Here is a 17,935-nt window from a genome sequence, read left to right on the forward strand (position 1 = left end):
GTAAAATGGAGAGAAGAGGTGATGTGGGTGCGGAGAATAGCAGGAGTTGTGCTGTTGGTGATTGTTCTGTTTCTGGCGCGGCCATTATGGGAAGAACCACTTGGGGCATATGTCGACTTAAGCTTTTTGGAGCGGATGGATCAAACGATCGAACGGGTGATGGAAGATCCGGGCGTCAGTGATGCCATCGACAGTGCCAAGGAATTGACGGTGTCGCTCGGTGGCCGATTTCAATCGATGGTGAGCGACGCCGGCGAACAATTGCCGGAAACAGAAGAAAAGCCGGAGCTTGCTGCGACCGACTCGCTCTTCGCTATCCACAACGTAACACTCGGGATGAGCAAGGAAGAAGCCCAAGTACAAGTCGGGCTGCCGCTCCGCCTCATGCGCAACGAGTACGGGACGGACTGGCACAGCTACCATCAGGACTATCAAAATTATTCGCTGCTTTCCTATGATAAGGATGGCCGGGTGAATGGCATGTATACGAATCAAGACATCATTTCATCGACGACAGGCCTGACGATGGCTTCGACAAAGACGCAAGTACGCGAGTCGCTTGGCACGCCGTTGACGTATATCCAAAAAGGGCGCATTCAGTACATGCTCGATACACGGGATGAATTCGATGTGTTCAAGACGGACGTGGGCTATGTGACTGTGTTTTATGACTTGCATGAAGGTGATACGATATCGGCTGTTCAAGTGGTCAGTGACAGCCTTGAGAATAGCAGGCCATCCATTTACGCTGCAGCCGGGGACGAAGTGAAGCAAGGTTTTGAACTGCTCTTGTTCGAATTGACCAATTCATCGCGGATCCAGCGGCAATTGCCACTGCTAAAGTGGGATGAACAAACACGTATAACCGCCCGTGCACATAGTGTCGATATGGCTGAGAACGAATTTTTCAGCCATACAAACTTGGAAGGGCAGTCGCCATTCGACCGGATGACTGAGGACGGCATCGCCTTCCAAGTTGCTGGTGAGAACTTAGCGTACGGCCAGTACAGCAGTATCTTCGCGCACGAAGGGCTGATGAATTCACTCGGCCACCGTGAGAATATCGTCAATCGGGACTTCGGCTATCTCGGAGTGGGAGCGGCGTTCAATGAAGAGGATCAGCCGTATTATACAGCGAAGTTCTTCAACCGCTGAATATTGTTGGAATTCAAAAAGAGTGGGAAATCAATTGATTTCCCACTCTTTTTCATTCTTTTTTAGTTACCCGAGAACCATCCATGACACTACGACAAGCGGTCCTACAATGAAGCAATAAATTGCAAAATACTTCAGTTGCCCTTTTGCCATGATGTTCATGAACCAAAGCAAAGAGAAGTAAGAAGCGACAAGGGATCCGAGAAATGCCACCAAATACGGCAATGCCAATGATGAGAAGTTCTCGTCTGTCAGAATATCAGAAATGCTGAGTACGGCACCTCCTAAAGAAACCGGGATGAACAACAGGAAGGAGAAGCGTAAAGCGGTTTCCTGATTGATGCCTCTTGCCATCGCGGCGACGATTGTTGCACCGCTTCGGCTAATGCCGGGAATCAACGCGACAGATTGGGCGACACCGATGATACTCGCATCTTTCATACTCATGTTGCCTTCTTTACGCTGTCCGCGCAGATTGCGGATGAACCATAAAGCTGCACCGGTCACGACTAAAGTGATTCCGACTGTCAGGATTGAGGATAAATGTTCGTCAATCGCATCCTGGAACAAGAGACCGATGATCGCAGCCGGAATAGTTGCAACGACCAAATAGACGATGAACATGAAATCACGCTTTGTCTCTTCATTTTTAACTTTGAAATAACCTAGGCCATTCACGATGAGCCGGCCGATATCTTTTCGGTAAATGACTACGACTGCAATTAGAGATGCCGTATTGACCAGCAAGGCAAACGTCGTCGGGCTTCCTTCGATCTCAACGCCAAGCAATGATTGGGCGATGAGCAAATGACCGCTTGATGAAATGGGGATCGGTTCGGTCAAACCTTGGAATACTCCCAAAAACAAAAACTTTATAATCAGCCATAATTCTTCCATTTTTTACTTCCTCCAATAATAAAATTGCGATTTTACTACCCGCTACTACCCGACGTCCCTTCAAAAATAAAGTTGCATCGATAAAGAGTTATAATACCACAAATTAGTGGTAAACTGAGGATAGAGTTTTAAATAAAGGGGTGTGCCGCTTTTGACAAACAAAGTCTGGTTTCAGGGCGCAATCGCGATTATCCTGACGCTGATCATCATTCGGCTATTCATTGAAGTACATGCAATTTTTGATCCGATCTTCATCATTGCGCAGACGATCTTCGTGCCGCTGCTGCTCGGGGGAGTCTTGTTCTATCTGACACGGCCGATCCTGTATTTCCTGGAAAGACGGAAATTCCCGAAATGGGCTGCGGTCCTGTCCGTCATCCTCTTGATTATTCTGGCATTTTACTTATTCTATGCGATGATCGGCCCGGCGGTTTCCAAGCAGGTCAATACACTTGTCGAGAATGCGCCAGGCATCATTGAAGACGTGGAAGGCTATGCACAATATTTGTTCGACCAGCGCGAGCGTCTGCCGGCTTCGATCGAAGAGCAGATCAATGAATTGCCTTCGCGGATCGGTGAACTGACAGCAGGTCTCGGATCTTGGGTGATTTCCTTCATCGGAAGCTTCATTTCAGGCATCGTGTCACTTGTCCTCGTACCGTTTTTCCTGATCTATCTATTGATCGACCACCGGAAATTCGTTCCGTTCATCACGAAGTTCTTTAACGGGGAAAAACAGATGTGGATCCGCAAGACGTTGCACGATGTCGATGAAACACTGCGCCATTACATCCAAGGGCAATTATTCGTTTCGTTCCTTGTCGGAATCATGCTGCTGATCGGCTATTGGATCATCGGTCTTGAATATGCGCTGCTCTTGTCGCTCATCGGGATGCTGACAAACGTCATCCCGTTTCTCGGTCCTTACATCGCGGTCGCACCCGCTATGCTGATCGCGCTCGTACAGGATCCAATCATGGCGGTCTATGTTGCAATTATCATGCTCGTGGCCCAACAGATCGAAAGCAACCTGATCACGCCGAACGTCATGGGCAATGCGCTCGACGTCCACCCATTGACCGTCATCACGCTGATCCTCGCTGCAGGAAACATCGCAGGTCTATGGGGAATCATCTTGGCGATCCCGTTCTATGCAGTCGTCAAGACGATTGTCACGAATCTATATGCAAGACGCCGCGAGATCCAACAAGCTGCGACGAAAGAAGTATAGCGGAAGCGCGTCCACTGATGTCGACCAGACGTTGGCGTGCGCTTTTTTTGTATTGCGTGTTCGGAGCGACAAGCGGCAATTCACCCGACGCCCGCTCACTTTTCCACTCATCCTGAAAAAACAGGGGCCTACGCAGTCAACCCCAAAATAACATTGCCGATGACAACAATTGAGCGAAACAACTTTGCATTCTCTTCCACTTCTCCCACAACACAAAGCGCAGGAGCGGCTATGGACGAGGCGGAGGAAGAAGATGAGCGGTCCTCAGCTCAGCTTCTTCCGTAAGCTTTGTCCGGAGCGACGAGCGGCAATTCACCCATCACTGCACTTGTTTTTCGCTCATAATAATCCAAAGTAACTATCTCTTTCAACTAAGCACTTCCTTCTTGACTTTAAATAGTACACCCCCTAAACTAATAATGGTTTAGGGGGTGTACTAATTTGGATAAACGAATAAAAGAAGCAGTGGATCTATTTACCGACGTGATGATCTACGGCACGGAACGAGTCATCAAAAAAGTCGATCATCCGCTCTGGAACGAATATTCACCCGAGCAGATGCAAATGCTGAAGTTCATCTACAAGGAAGGGACCGTGACCTCCAGTCGTCTTGCAGTTTTGCAGGGCGTCAATAAAAGTGCCATTTCCAACCGTCTGAAAAAACTTCTGCAAGATGAGTTGGTACAAATTGCGGAATCAAAGGACAAGCGGCAAAAGCTGCTGGAAATCACAGATGAAGGGGAAGCGAAAATGCGCCAATCGGATGCAGCGCTGACTGCCTATATCGAAAAGCTGATGCTCGAGCAAGTTGAAGACGAAGAAATCGATCAGTTCCTGCATATTTTCCGGAAACTGAAAGACATATTAATCATAGATGAGGTGTAAGAAATGCGTACAATCATTAAACTGAAATGGCCGATTTTCATCGGTTTGATCGTATTGACAGTCGGACTGTTTTTCCTGGCACCGAACTTAACGGAACAAGCGGAAAACGCAGGAGTGATCCAGTTATCCAGCGATGATTCTTCCCAGCAGGCAGCGAACATGAAAGTGGATGCCGGAGCGGCTGCGCAGATGATTTCGCTCGTCGTCACGCTCGATCAGCAGCTGACTGACGAGAACCGTACAGAACTGACGCAGCTCGTCGAGGATGTCGAGGAGCTCGGCGATTCTGTGACGGAGGTGCTGAACCCATTCGAAAGTGAAGAGCTGGAAGAACAGCTTGTCTCAGCAGATGGCAAAACCGTCCTTCTGCCGATCACTGTCGATGGGGATGATGCGGAAACGACTGCTGTCGCTGATCAGGTGCGGGAACTTGTCCCGTCTTCATTGACTGCTTATGTCACTGGGGAAGCGATCATCAATAATGACGTGAACGTCAGCGCACAAGAAGGGCTGAAACGGACGGAGATCATCACGGTTGTCTTGATCTTCGGATTATTGCTTGCGGTATTCCGCTCGATCGTGACACCGTTCATTCCGCTTGTAGCCGTCGGGATTTCGTATTTGCTGAGCCAATCGGTCGTGGCATTTTTCATCGACTGGTTCGGCTTCCCGGTCTCCAACTACACGCAAATTTTCCTTGTCGCCATCCTCTTCGGGATCGGTACGGATTATTGTATTTTGCTACTGAGTCGGTATAAGGAAGAATTATCATCAGGGAAAAACGTGGAAGACGCCATCGTCCAAACGTATAAAACTGCGGGACGTACGCTGTTCCTCAGTGGACTGGCTGTCTTTGTCGGCTTCTCGGCAATCGGCTTCGCAGAGTTCCCGATCTTCAAGTCGGCTGTCGCCGTAGCGGTCGGAATCTTCGTCTTGCTTTTGGTCCTGTATACAGTCGTACCGTTCTTCATGGCTGTGCTGAAGGAAAAGCTGTTCTGGCCTTCCAAGAAGTCAGCTTCCCATAAAGACAGTAAGCTTTGGATCAATATGAGCAAATTATCGGTCGGACGTCCGCTTCTCTCGATGCTGGTCGTCGCAATCATCACGGTGCCGCTGCTGTTCACTTACAATAACGACATCTCATTCAACACGGTTGATGAAATCGGTGATAGCTACGAATCGGTGAAAGGCTTGCGCGCAATCGAGGAAGGTTTCGGCAAAGGAGATTCCTTGCCGCTTGAAGTGTTGGTGAAATCGGATGCTGTGTTGGCGGATGAAGAGACGGTTCCTTACTTTGAATTGCTTGCACGCGAAATCGAGAAAGTGAATGGTGTCGATTCGATCCGTTCCATCACACGTCCGACCGGGGAAGTCATCGAAGAGTTGTATGTCGATGAACAGCTTGGACTATTGGCAGAAGGCATTGGAGAAGCACAAAATGGGCTGACGGAAATTGGCGACGGCTTGACAGAAATACAGGACGGCCTTGCTGAAGCGGGTGCAGGTGCCGACGGAGCAGGTGGTCTTGGGGAGGCAGCTGCAGGACTTGGACAATTGAACGAGCAGCTAGCGCTTGTGACGCAAGGGCTTCAGCAAACAGGCAATATCCAGCAGACGGTCGGTGGCTTGACGGCCATCAGCGGTGGGCTTGCTGAAATCCAGCAAGGACTAGGCGGAGCTGCTGCCCAGACAGAACAGCTTGGTGCAGGAATCGGCCAACTGACAGAAGGACTGACTGCTGCCTCTGAAGGCGTCACGGAAGTTGCGGATGGATTGACGGAAGCGGCGGACATGATGCAGGCGATGAGCGATAGCGAGTCAGTACGTGCAACAGGCATGTTCATTCCGGAAGGCACATTGGAAGAGGAAGACTTCGGCCAAGTGCTCGACCGTTACACGTTCGGGGAAGAAACGGGTATGTTGATGGAAGTCATTCTGTCGGATGATCCATATTCGGCTGAAGCGATCGAAGTGACGGCAGAAATTAAAGAAACGGTGGCGCGTACCGTGAGCGGAACGCCACTGGAAGAGATGGAGATCGCATTCGGCGGCATTTCAAGCGTCAACAGTGATCTTCAGGACATTTCCGGCGAAGATTTCACGCAGACGGTCATCATCATGCTCGTCAGCCTGTTCGTCATTTTGGCGATCCTGTTCCGTTCGCTGATCATGCCGCTTTATATGATCGGTTCGCTTCTGTTGACGTATTATACATCCATTGCGATCGCGGAATTGATCTTCGTCAATGGCCTCGGCTATGACGGCATTTCGTGGGCTGTGCCATTCTTCGGCTTTGCGATGTTAGTCGCGCTCGGTGTCGACTATTCGATTTTCCTGCTGGACCGGTTCCGTGAAGAATCGTTCAGAGGGTTGTCGGTCGGTGAAGCGATGCGCATTTCAATGGCGAAGATGGGGACGGTCATCATCACGGCTGCGATCATTCTGGCTGGCACGTTCGGCGCGATGATGCCGTCGGGCGTCATGAGCTTGATGCAGATTGCGACAATCGTCATTACAGGTCTTCTCCTGTACGGCTTGATTGTTCTGCCGCTGCTCATTCCGGCCGTTTCGGTTTCATTCGGACAAGGTGTCTGGTGGCCGTTCGGGGCAAGGAAGAAAAACAAATAAATTTGGATGAAGGACAGGGGAAAGTTCCTCTGTCCTTTTTTCTTGGGAAGATTCTTTTTGGGCTTAGAAATAAGTGGTTTTTATTATCGGAATATTCATGTAAAATGGAGGGGATAATTACTATTCGAGGAGGCTGAGTATGTATTTCGCAGTCGCTGTTTTGTTTCACTTGCTTTATTTAGCGCTCGGACTGGCGATCTTCAAGTCCTTGTTTCACAGAAATCGCAGAAATGGGATTATTGTTTTGGTGGTCATTAGTTCGGCGGCGGTGTATCAATTAACAGTCGGTTATAGCCATTCTCTTGTATTGGGGATGACGTTAACAGTGACCACTGTCGCAATGGGGATTATCACGTATGTCATGACGAAGAGAAATCCGTCTTTCAGTGAAGCCATGTAAAAGAAGGGGAGAGAGTACGATGATTAAACATTTGCACCGCACTCCAGCTCAGCTTTGCCGTATGTATGCTGACGTGTGATGATCCCGGTTTTTGTGGTAAACTGTGAACAAGGGCAAGAAGGAAAGAGGGAACATGCATGCTTACGTTTGAAGAGAAATTGGAGATCATTGAATCGTATCCGGAGCTGACACGGAAAGATGTGTCGATGAAGCGGGTGAATTTTCATTTTGAGGAAAGTCTGTACGACAAGAAAATCGTCATCTATCATTTACATCCGAACGGTAACGGCTTTGTATACGTCGGCAATTTGCCGCAATATGAAGCGGATGACCGCGGATTCATCAACATCCGGGAATTTTCCGAGAAGGAATTGCGCAGCGTCGTCGCGGATTCACTTGACTATTTGTCGCTTGAACCAGAGCCGCCATACGACAAAACGTGGACAAGCCGCACTGGAGACAAATTGGATCTAGTTTACGAAGAGCCTTTTTGGAATGTCTATACCGGCAAGAACTTGGAAGAAAGTTTCGGGACGTTTGAAGACGCTGAAACATATTTGCGCAGCGAAGGATTCAGAGAGCCGAAATAAGTGGAGTCCGGTTGTTGGAGAAGGCGGGAGAATTGCTGAGGACTGGGAGATTCTTCCGCGCCTCGTTTCTCGTTTATGAATGAAACTCTTCCTTATGGGAAGGGTTTTCTTATTCTTAGGAAGAATCGCTGATAAACGATCCAGAATCGCCGATAAATTGAAATTTACTGTTAATTCATGTGCGAGTGAGGAAAAAAACTGCGAATTTCGGTATGCTTGAAAATAGAGGTGAAGTGGAAATGTTCAAGAAAGTGACGCTCTATACTGACAAGTTGCATGAAATGAAAGGCTTTTATGAATACCAGCTCGGCTTCCGTATCATTGAAGAAGACGAAACGAGCTTCATGCTGGCAGTCGGCGACTCGCAGCTCGTCTTCAAGCAAGCTGCACAGCCGGCCTTGTATCATTTTGCCTTCAATATCCCGGGCAACCAGTTTTCGCTTGCGAAAGGATGGGCTAGTTCGCGCGTGGAATTGAACCGGCAGGAAGGAATGGATGAAATCTATTATGCCAACTTCGACGCGGACGCATTTTACTTCCTGGATCCGGCGGGGAACGTCGTCGAATTCCTTGGGCGGCGAGCTGTGGACCGCATGGGGAACTTCACGGTCGATTCATTGTTGAGCATCAGTGAAGTCAGCATCACGACACCGTTCGTCGAAGAAGTCGGCCGGCAAATCGAAGAGATGGACATCCCGGTGCGCGGCAATAAAGGAATCGATCCGGATTCCTTGAATTTCCTTGGAGGCGGAGATGCCTTCATCATTCTCGTGGCGCCAAAACGTACTTGGTATTTTTCCAAGCAACGCAGTGAAGTACATCCGCTGTCGATCGAATTGCTGGACGGGCGGCAGATCGATATTGATGAAGAAGGCAAGCTCGGCAAAGCAAAACCGGAAAACCCGATTTCGGATGGCATGGAAGAGATCGGGTTTTCCGGCGTAGCACTGCGGAAGACGGAAGAAGTATGGTCAGCAGCAAAAGACTTCGCAGACCGTGCGAACAAGCGGCTGAACTCGATGGATACACGCTTCGGCATCGCATCCGGCAGTAAGATCTTCACAGCGGTTGTGGTATTGCAGCTCGTGGAAGAAGGGAAGCTGCAGCTGGAAAACCGGTTATCGCAGCTGCTTCCGGAGGTATTCCCGGCATTCGATGTGACAATCCATCAATTATTGACGCACACTTCCGGCATCCCGGATTATTTCGACGAGGAAGTGATGGATGACTTCGAGGAATTGTGGATGGAGCATCCGATGTACCGCATGCAGACGGGAAGGGATTTCGTTCCATTGTTTGCGGAGCAGCCGATGATGTTCGAGCCAGGTGCACGTTTCCATTACAATAACGCCGGGTTCATCGCGCTCGGACTGGTCGTAGAGAAATTGACAGGGCGCCCGGTAACCGACATGATCGAAGAACGCGTCTTCGCGCTTGCAGGGATGGAGCGGTCGGGCTACTTCCGATTGGACCAGCTTCCTGCTGAAACGGCAAATGGCTATATCCAAGAAGAAACAGGCTGGCGGACAAACCAGTACGCCCTGCCGATTAAAGGCGGTGCGGACGGCGGTGCATTCGTCACAGCTGCGGACATGACACTGTTCTGGGAAAAACTGATGGCATATGAACTGCTCGGCGAGAAGATGACACGCGCGCTTCTGACGCCGTATGCTGAAGGGGAAGACGGAAAATACGGCTACGGCGTCTGGATCGAGGAACAGGGTGACGCAGTCGTGAAGTATCATGTCATGGGCTATGACCCTGGTGTCAGCTTCCACTCCGGTTTCTATCCGGCGAGTGGCACGGTATTGACGGTTGCGTCGAATGAAAGTGCTGGCGCTTCTGACGTCACGGAATTAATCGAGAAGACGAATGCATTGATCGAGTAACGGATCAGAAAGGGGAAGGCGATATGAACGGAAAGAAATTGGCGCTCTATGTGGCTATCGGTACGCTGGTGCTCGCACTCCTGATCTATCTCGGGTTTCAGTGGTACTTCACAGTCAATCCGGTTCAATGAAAAAATGGCAGTGCAACCCGATGATTCGGGTTTGTACTGCCGCTTTTTTTGCGCAAAAAAAGAACTCTTCCGAAGAAGAGCCCTTGAAAAGTCAAATTAGATTACGCTTTTTGAACGTTCGTAGCTTGAAGACCGCGTTGGCCTTGCTCGATGTCAAAAGTAACTTCTTGACCTTCATCTAAAGTTTTGAAACCTTCGCTTTGGATAGCTGAGAAGTGTACGAATACGTCGTCTCCGCCTTCGCGTTCGATGAAGCCGAATCCTTTTTCTGAGTTAAACCATTTTACTTTACCTTGTTCCATGTGTGTTTCCTCCTCGTATGCTTATGCATACATTGTATTACTATCCTTGCTCAAACCTTGCAGATGAACATCTGACACTCTTGAAAGCATCCGAACAAAAATAATTCTTCTTAAGAATAGCATGCTTCAAAAGGAAAAGCAAGCGATTATGTACTTTTCATGAAAAGAGTGTGGGCTCCCACATCTTTCAGGCTGTGAAAAGACATGATAAACTAATGCCACAAGGGGACGGAGGAGCGGGGCGATGGAAACTTTATATGAAGAAGAAATGAACGGACCACAAGGATGTGTGCGTGTATCGATCGAGCCGCTTGAGCGGAAGGAGCTGCCGGGGATGCTTGTGCTCCAGCAGTCCGTATGTGAAGCGTTGGAGGACCAAACGATCCTGCAAGCTTTGACGATAGAAGAGTTCGAATTCATCTTTGCCGGCAATGGACTGATGGTCGGCGCTTATGCGGAAGGGGAATTGATCGCGTTCCGCGCGCTACTGGCACCGCCGATCGACGCGGAGCATCTTGGCTATGATATTGGACTAACGGAAGACATGCTGCCGCGCGTCATCTACCAGGAAATCTCGGTTGTCCACCCGTCTTACAGGGGCAATCGGTTGCAGCAGAAGATGGGAGACGTCGTCATGCGTCAGCTGCCGCTCCTTGAACGGGAGTTCCGCTTCGTCTGCGCAACGGTCGCACCAGGGAATTTGGCGAGCTTGAAGGACAAGCTGGCACAAGGCATGGAAATCCATGCGCTGAAAGAAAAATACGGCGACTGGCTCCGTTATATCCTCGTCAAAGACCTGGAAGCACCCCGGAAGCCCGGTGGTGAGCGTGTATTGGTGGAAATCGAAAATCTGGATCGCCAAAAGCAATTGCTTGCAGATGGATTTGTCGGCGTCGGGATAGAGGAAAGGGAAAGACGGGGGCTGCTCGAATTTTTACAAATTGAGCGGAGTGATCGGAAATGAAGGAATCGATGGAAGCAGCGAAATAGACCTGGAGTTCAAAGTGGATCGAATAGCTGCAACCACGGCGCACAGATTATAGCATTCGGATGAAGCGGTCATTGAAGGCTTTTTCCTCATAAAAAGTTGACTTTTTCAGCCGGAAAGGTCGCTTTTTTTCGCGCGCTTGTGTTTAATAGAAGATGAAGTACATACGAAATAGATGAATTGGAGTGAATTACATGCAGTACCGTACAGAGCGGGACACAATCGGTGAGATTCAAGTGGAAGCGGACAAAATGTGGGGTGCGCAAACACAGCGCAGCCTGGAGAACTTCGCGATCGGAACTGAACGCATGCCTCATGAAGTGGTAATGGCATTTGCCCAATTGAAAAAAGCGACTGCAAAAGCGAACCATGAACTTGGCAAGCTGTCGGAAGCGAAAATGGAAGCCATCGCAGCAGCGGCGGACGAAGTGATCGCAGGTAAATGGGACGAGCATTTCCCGTTGGTCGTCTGGCAGACAGGAAGCGGCACGCAGTCGAATATGAATATGAACGAAGTGCTTGCACGTCGCGGGAACGAGATCTTGGCGGAGCGCGGATCTGAAGAGAAGCTTCACCCGAACGATGACGTCAACATGTCACAAAGCTCGAACGACACGTACCCGACTGCCATGCACGTAGCGGCATTGCTTGCTGTGCAGGAGAACTTGATTCCTGCTGTACAGAAGCTGAAAGCGACATTGAATGCCAAAGCGGAAGAATTCGATGGCATCATCAAGATCGGCCGTACGCACCTTCAAGATGCGACACCATTGACATTAGGCCAGGAAATCAGCGGCTGGCGCCACATGCTTGAGAAGAGCGAGCGCATGATTACAGAAAGCGCAGAATACATGCGTGAACTGGCAATCGGTGGGACAGCTGTCGGAACCGGCATCAATGCAGATCCGAAATTCGGCGGCCTTGTCGCAGGATTCATCAGCGAATCAGTCGGAACGAAATTCGTTTCAGCAGAAAACAAATTCCATGCATTGACGAGCCATGACGAAATGGTTTATGCACACGGTGCAATCAAAGCGCTTGCTGCGGACGCGATGAAGATCGCCAACGATATCCGCTGGCTGGCAAGTGGTCCACGCAGCGGAATAGGCGAAATCACGATTCCGGCGAACGAGCCGGGCAGTTCGATCATGCCAGGGAAAGTCAACCCGACACAAAGTGAAGCATTGACGATGGTCGCTGCACAAGTGATGGGGAACGATGCAGCAATCGGTTTCTCTGCGAGCCAGGGGAACTTCGAATTGAACGTCTTCAAGCCTGTCATCGCGTACAACTTCCTGCAGTCGGTTCGTCTGATGAGCGACAGCCTGGTCAGCTTCAACGATAACTGTGCGGTCGGCATCGAAGCGAACTTGGATGTCATCGACAATCACGTGAAGAACTCCTTGATGCTTGTAACGGCGTTGAATCCGCACATCGGTTACGAGAATGCGGCAGCAATCGCGAAACAAGCACACTTGGATGGTTCGACATTGAAAGAATCGGCAGTCAAGAGCGGTCATTTGACGGCTGAACAGTTCGACGAGTGGGTCCGTCCGGAAAACATGGTCGGCAAAAAATAATTCGGTGAGAAGCGGCCTGCATTTCCGGGCCGCTTTCCATTTGAGGAGGTACTTATGGGGAAATCATTTATCATGTCATGGAGCGGCGGCAAGGATTCGGCACTGGCATATTACCGGGCAGTGATGGAAGGCCACGTACCGGTCGCACTGTTCACGATGTTCGAAAGGGACGGCAGCCGCTCGCGTTCACACGGCTTGCCGCCGGAAGTGATGAAAGCACAGGCGGAGCGGATGGGGCTGCCGCTCGTGACCGGGCAAGCGGACTGGGAAGGCTATGAACAGGAATTCATCAGACAGCTAAAGCTGTTCCGTTCGGAAGGCATCGACATGGGAGTCTACGGCGACATCGATCTGGAAGACCACCGTTCATGGGTGGAAAGTGTCAGCGGCGAAGCGGACATCGGAGTTTATCATCCGCTCTGGGCCGAAGCGCGGAGAGACTTGTTGCTTGAATTCATCGAAGAAGAATTCAAGGCGATCATTACAGTCGTTGACACGTCACGCGTTGGCGAATCCTTCCTCGGCCGTGCCTTCACTGTGCAGTTGATCGAGGAACTGGAAGCGCTGGGCATTGATGCTTGCGGGGAAGAAGGGGAATTTCATACAATGGTGGTGGACGGTCCGATTTTTGTCGAGCCGGTCCCAGTGGAATTCGGTGAAGTCCGCACAGAAGGAAATTACCGGATGCTGGATGTAAAGCTGCGCTGAACAAGCGGGCATTTGAATGGGAGAGAAGAGGAAGAACATGGATATAGCACAAATTGAAACAATGTCGCCAGGCAAGCTGATGTGGAAGATGACGCGGCCGCATACATTGACGGCGACGTTCGCACCGGTCATTCTCGGCACCGTAATCGCTCTGGATGACACGAATATCAACTGGCTCTTGTTTGCGGCGATGATGATTGCGTGTCTTTGCCTGCAAATCGCCACCAATTTATTTAATGAGTACTACGATTTCAAACGTGGCCTCGATACTGCGGAATCGGTCGGCATCGGCGGCGGCATCGTCCGTCACGGCCTCAAGCCGAAAAATGTACTGACGGTCGCGCTGATCTTATACGTCATCGCGGCGTTCATCGGTCTCTACATTTGCTGGGCTACGTCTTGGTGGCTGTTGGCAATCGGGGCAGTCGGCATGGCTGCGGGCTACTTCTATACAGGAGGTCCGCTACCGATCGCCTACACACCGTTCGGCGAAATCGTCTCCGGCTTGTTGATGGGGACTGGCTTCGTCTTGATCTCATACTTCATCCAAGCGGGTACGGTGACGTTCGAAGCGGTGATGATATCCATTCCGGTCGGGATCCTGGTAGGGATGATCAATATGTCCAATAATATCCGTGACATCGAAGAAGATACACGCGGCGGCCGCAAAACCTTGCCGATCCTATTGGGCCGGGAGAACGCAGTCCGCTTCCTCGCTGTCAATTTCGTCTTTGCGTACGTCTGGATCATCGCGCTTGTCATCGTCGGCGCAATCAGTCCGTGGGCACTTGTTGTTCTGCTGAGCATCCCGAAACCGCTGCAGGCAATCAAAGGGTTCCAAAAAGGAAAAGAGCAGCCGCAATTCATGGGAGTTGCCATGAAGTCGACTGCGCTCACAAATACGTTCTTCAGCTTCTTGCTGTCGATCGGTTTGTTCATCTCGTTTATTTTGTGAAGAAAGAAAATGAAGCGGCAGGGGGAAGGGATTCCTCCTGCTTTTTATTTTGGATCTCGCAACCAAGTGCTCTTTGCTCCTGCATCGCTTCGCTGCTTCGTCGCAGAAGTAACCAAGTGCTTTTTGCTCCTGCATCGCTTCGCTGCTTCGTCGCAGAAGTAGCGGCCAGACTGCCTCTTCCCGCTACTTTGTAACCAAGTGCTCTTTGCTCCTGCATCGCTTCGCTGCTTCGTCGCAGAAGTAACCAACCACCAAAAAGGCCGTCTTCGCAATTGAAGACGGCCTTTCCACCCCGCTTTATTCTTCTTTCCGGAACACCCACGCACGCTGCACGACGAAGCCGAAGACAAACAGGACGGCGTCGACGAGCATTTTCAAAACGATTTCACCACGGCCGAGCCATTCCGCATACAGCAGATGGACGGAAGCGGCGGAAGCCAGCATAATGACGGCTGCCAGGATGAAGTACCGGATCAATGATTTCCGCGAGCCTTGTGCAAAGACTTTGTTGCGGTTGATGTAGTAATTGAACAATGATGACAGGACACGTGCGGATACAGTTGCCAGCACGATGAAGAATTCTGGCGACTCGTCCCGCAGGATCTGGACGAACATCCAGAACAGTGCGATGTCGAGAAGGAAGGAAGCACCCCCGGACAAAGCGTAAAAGACGAAGATTTTATAAATATGAAAGGAATCGCGCAACGGATGGAAATGCGACGACTTGTTTTCTTCTATGTATACGGTTTCGATAGTCACTTCAGAAATGGGAATGTCGTGATCCTTCACTTTCGCCAGCATGTTCATCTCGAACTCGTACCGCTCGCCCGCGACTTCAAGCATGAGCGGCAAGTGGCGGTACGGGATGCCTCGCAGGCCGGTCTGTGTATCCGCGAGCTTCAGCCCGGTCGATAGACGGAACAGGATGCGCGTCAGCTTGTTGCCGAAGCGGCTGCGGAACGGCACGTGCTTCTGAGTGAAATCCCGTGCACCGAGTACGACGGCATCGGGTTCTTCTTTCATCCGCTCCGCAAGCTTGATCATGTCGCTTGCCAAGTGTTGGCCGTCCGCATCGGCTGTGATGACTCCACCCAGTTGGAGCGGTCCGTCCAAGAGGTGCTCGAACGCAGTTTTCATTGCCCGGCCTTTTCCTTTGTTGGATGCATGTTTCAGAAGCGTCACTTCCGGAATTGCAGAGATCGAACGGAAAATCGGTTCGAATTCCTCTCCGCTGCCATCATCCACCACGATGACATGCTCAAATCCTGCGTCAATGACGTCATTGACGGTGTCCAAGCATTTCTGATCCGGTTTGTATGCCGGTATGATAATTCCAATTGGTTTCACGGGAAGCCTACTTTCTTTTTGCAGGATGGAAAGTCTCGTCGGTTCATGAACTTCTTCGTATACCTAGAATTACACAATCAGGGAAGGATGTCAAAATGGAGAGGAATTGTTTGGACGATGCCTCCCCTTCAAAAATCAGTGGGAATTCTTAAGAATTTCTTCAGAAAAATGACAGCTAAGTATTAAGAGTTTCTTTCTATACTGGGAACAGATAGTGGAAGGAGCGAGAAATATGATTGAAATGAATAGAGTGAACCATACATTTGCGATCGGGAAAGCCGGGAAAGAACGGAAAGTGCCGGTGCTGAAAGACGTGACACTCGATGTCCGTGAAGGGGAAATCATCGCCATCCTTGGGAGAAGTGGATCAGGGAAATCGACGCTGCTGAATGTCTTGGCAGGATTCATGCGTCCGGAAAGCGGGTCCATCCTAGTAGGTGGGAGGGAAGTTTCGACGCTGTCAGAATCAGCGATGGCGGATTTCCGCTTGGCTCATTACGGCTTCATCTTCCAGAACTTCCAGCTCATGCCCGGGTTAACGGCAGCCGAGAACATCGAATTGCCGCTGAAGATAAAAGGAATCCCGGTGCAGGAGCGGAAGCGGAAAGTCGGGGAACTGCTTGCACAAGTCGGCTTGACGGAAGTCGCGGCACATTATCCGAACGAACTGTCAGGTGGTCAGCAGCAGCGCGTATCGATCGCACGTGCACTCATTACCGACCCGCCGATCTTGCTTGCCGATGAACCGACGGGCAGTCTCGATTCGGAAACGGAGCAGGATATCCTGCATTTGATCCAATCGCTCAACCGAAAGCTGGGCTTGACGTTCGTGATCATCACGCACGATGCGGAAGTGGCGGATATCGCACATCGCCAATATCAGCTTCATGACGGGGAATTGGTGAAAGGGGAGAAACGCCATGCTGTTTAAGGACCAACTGGAATTCATCCGGACTCATATGAAACGGAACAAAATGCGCGTCTCCACGACGATCCTTGCTTCGGCAATGGGCTGTGCCTTCTTGATCGTCTTGGCATCGGTCGGTTTCGGCCTCCACAAGACCATTACGGAAGACGTGTTGGACAACAGCATGGTGACACAGATCGAAGTGCCTGGAAGAGAAAGTACGGATGACCCGATTACGTCAGCAGATACCGATGAGATGCGTGCGTTGGATCATGTCATTGCGGTAGTGGAACGTTCGCAGCCGGAAGTGGAGGGGCAAGTGTTTCTGGGGGACCGCAGTATTTATGCCCCGACGATTTTAACGAAACTGGAAGAAGAGAAGAAAGCCGGCTTGAAGCTGGCGGAAGGTGAAATGCCGACAGAAGCAGGGGAAGTGGTCGTCGGCTATCATTTCGCTGAGCATTTACTGACGGAAGCGGAAATGGAGAATGAAGAACGGACAGAGGACATGGGCTTCAAAGGGAGCCTGATCGGCCAGGAGATCGAACTTCAGCTGACGCCGTACGAAGGCGATGCCGAGCCGGCTACGTGGACGTTCACTGTTGCGGGTGTAGCAGCGGAGTCAGGGAAAGACTGGCAAGTGGATACGTCCGTCTATGCGGATGCCTCATGGGGTCCGGTTTTTGTGGAACAGCTGGAATTGCCGGAAGTTTATACATCGGTGCTCGTCTATGCAGATGACTTACAGAATGTCGCGGAAGTGACGAAGCATTTGAAAGACGACGGCTACTACGCTTATTCGGTGACGGAAGAACTTAAATCCATGGATACGTTTTTCGCCGCATTAAAGGCAGGACTCGTCTTCGTCGGAACGATTGCCGTCTTGATCGCATCGATCGGCATCTTTAATACGATGACGATGGCAGTGACGGAACGAACGCGGGAAATCGGCGTCATGAAAGCGATCGGCGCGAAGCCGAAGCTGATCCAGCGCTTGTTCTTGATGGAAAGTGCAGCGATCGGACTGATCGGTACTGCAATTGCGGTCGTGGTGTCGTACGGCGTGAGCATACTGGCGAACTGGATCGTCCCGATCATTATCCTCAGCTCGCTCGACGGGGAAGGCGGCGAGGATGTGGCGATCACGATCTCGACGATTCCTTGGCAGCTCGTCCTCATCGCCGCTGCCATCAGCATCACTGTCGCGATGGTATCAGGCTGGCGTCCAGCGCGCAAGGCGACACAAATCGATGTCATCCAGGCGCTGCGTCAGGAGATGTGAGGAGTGGAAATATTCTTAAGGGGGTCTACTTTGTAGGCTCTTTTTTCTTCATGAAAAAAG

At 50.6% G+C, this 17,935-nt stretch carries 16 protein-coding genes; 13 read left to right on the forward strand and 3 right to left on the reverse strand.

What is annotated here, in order from left to right; all coding sequences use genetic code 11:
• Window positions 1-57 precede the first annotated feature (57 nt).
• Window positions 58-1,155, forward strand: a complete 1,098-nt coding sequence (locus tag GIW82_RS10505) for a CAP domain-containing protein (protein WP_370456211.1) — start codon at window positions 58-60, stop codon at window positions 1,153-1,155.
• Window positions 1,156-1,221: 66 nt separating this feature from the next.
• Here GIW82_RS10505 and GIW82_RS10510 read toward each other — a convergent pair whose 3' ends face one another.
• Window positions 1,222-2,052 carry an undecaprenyl-diphosphate phosphatase gene (locus GIW82_RS10510; protein WP_154749901.1) on the reverse strand — a complete coding sequence of 277 codons (831 nt, stop codon included), beginning with the start codon at window positions 2,050-2,052 and terminating at the stop codon, window positions 1,222-1,224.
• 151 nt (window positions 2,053-2,203) lie between these two features.
• Here GIW82_RS10510 and GIW82_RS10515 point away from each other — a divergent pair, with 151 nt between their 5' ends.
• The 6 genes from GIW82_RS10515 to GIW82_RS15055 all read left to right on the forward strand — a co-directional run bounded on the left by GIW82_RS10515 (window position 2,204) and on the right by GIW82_RS15055 (window position 9,675).
• Window positions 2,204-3,283, forward strand: a complete 1,080-nt coding sequence (locus GIW82_RS10515) for an AI-2E family transporter (protein ID WP_154749902.1) — start codon at window positions 2,204-2,206, stop codon at window positions 3,281-3,283.
• A gap of 441 nt (window positions 3,284-3,724) precedes the next feature.
• Window positions 3,725-4,168, forward strand: coding sequence for a MarR family winged helix-turn-helix transcriptional regulator (locus GIW82_RS10520; RefSeq protein ID WP_154749903.1), 444 nt, complete (start codon window positions 3,725-3,727; stop codon window positions 4,166-4,168).
• Window positions 4,169-4,171: 3 nt separating this feature from the next.
• On the forward strand, window positions 4,172-6,796 hold the full coding sequence (locus GIW82_RS10525; protein ID WP_154749904.1) for an MMPL family transporter: 2,625 nt from the start codon (window positions 4,172-4,174) through the stop codon (window positions 6,794-6,796).
• Window positions 6,797-6,935: 139 nt separating this feature from the next.
• The gene (locus GIW82_RS10530; RefSeq protein WP_154749905.1) at window positions 6,936-7,196 is read left to right on the forward strand and encodes a hypothetical protein; all 261 of its coding nucleotides are present in this window, start codon (window positions 6,936-6,938) and stop codon (window positions 7,194-7,196) included.
• A gap of 137 nt (window positions 7,197-7,333) precedes the next feature.
• Window positions 7,334-7,786 carry a hypothetical protein gene (locus GIW82_RS10535; protein ID WP_154749906.1) on the forward strand — a complete coding sequence of 151 codons (453 nt, stop codon included), beginning with the start codon at window positions 7,334-7,336 and terminating at the stop codon, window positions 7,784-7,786.
• Between the two features lie 212 nt (window positions 7,787-7,998).
• On the forward strand, window positions 7,999-9,675 hold the full coding sequence (locus GIW82_RS15055) for a serine hydrolase (protein ID WP_370456202.1): 1,677 nt from the start codon (window positions 7,999-8,001) through the stop codon (window positions 9,673-9,675).
• A 232-nt stretch (window positions 9,676-9,907) separates the two neighbouring features.
• Here GIW82_RS15055 and GIW82_RS10545 read toward each other — a convergent pair whose 3' ends face one another.
• Entirely contained in the window at window positions 9,908-10,108 is a 201-nt protein-coding gene (locus tag GIW82_RS10545; protein WP_154749908.1) for a cold-shock protein, read from the reverse strand.
• A gap of 244 nt (window positions 10,109-10,352) precedes the next feature.
• On the opposite strand from GIW82_RS10545, the gene GIW82_RS10550 reads away from it, so the two are divergent.
• From GIW82_RS10550 to GIW82_RS10565, 4 genes are all read left to right on the forward strand, one after another.
• Window positions 10,353-11,072 (forward strand): hypothetical protein, encoded by a 720-nt coding sequence (locus GIW82_RS10550; protein ID WP_154749909.1) that lies wholly within the window; start codon window positions 10,353-10,355, stop codon window positions 11,070-11,072.
• 218 nt (window positions 11,073-11,290) lie between these two features.
• Window positions 11,291-12,676, forward strand: coding sequence for a class II fumarate hydratase (gene fumC / locus GIW82_RS10555; RefSeq protein WP_154749910.1), 1,386 nt, complete (start codon window positions 11,291-11,293; stop codon window positions 12,674-12,676).
• Window positions 12,677-12,730: 54 nt separating this feature from the next.
• Window positions 12,731-13,384, forward strand: coding sequence for a Dph6-related ATP pyrophosphatase (locus tag GIW82_RS10560; RefSeq protein WP_154749911.1), 654 nt, complete (start codon window positions 12,731-12,733; stop codon window positions 13,382-13,384).
• 16 nt (window positions 13,385-13,400) lie between these two features.
• On the forward strand, window positions 13,401-14,339 hold the full coding sequence (locus GIW82_RS10565; RefSeq protein ID WP_370456203.1) for a 1,4-dihydroxy-2-naphthoate polyprenyltransferase: 939 nt from the start codon (window positions 13,401-13,403) through the stop codon (window positions 14,337-14,339).
• Between the two features lie 297 nt (window positions 14,340-14,636).
• On the opposite strand, the gene GIW82_RS10570 is transcribed toward GIW82_RS10565, so the two are convergent.
• Window positions 14,637-15,686, reverse strand: coding sequence for a glycosyltransferase (locus GIW82_RS10570; protein WP_370456204.1), 1,050 nt, complete (start codon window positions 15,684-15,686; stop codon window positions 14,637-14,639).
• 232 nt (window positions 15,687-15,918) lie between these two features.
• On the opposite strand from GIW82_RS10570, the gene GIW82_RS10575 reads away from it, so the two are divergent.
• Both GIW82_RS10575 and GIW82_RS10580 read left to right on the forward strand, forming a co-directional pair.
• Window positions 15,919-16,617, forward strand: a complete 699-nt coding sequence (locus tag GIW82_RS10575) for an ABC transporter ATP-binding protein (RefSeq protein WP_154749914.1) — start codon at window positions 15,919-15,921, stop codon at window positions 16,615-16,617.
• A gap of 28 nt (window positions 16,618-16,645) precedes the next feature.
• Entirely contained in the window at window positions 16,646-17,875 is a 1,230-nt protein-coding gene (locus GIW82_RS10580) for an ABC transporter permease (protein WP_230309363.1), read from the forward strand.
• Window positions 17,876-17,935: the final 60 nt, after the last annotated feature.

Source organism: Planomicrobium sp. YIM 101495, assembly GCF_009707665.1.
Taxonomy (GTDB): Bacteria; Bacillota; Bacilli; order Bacillales_A; family Planococcaceae; genus Planococcus.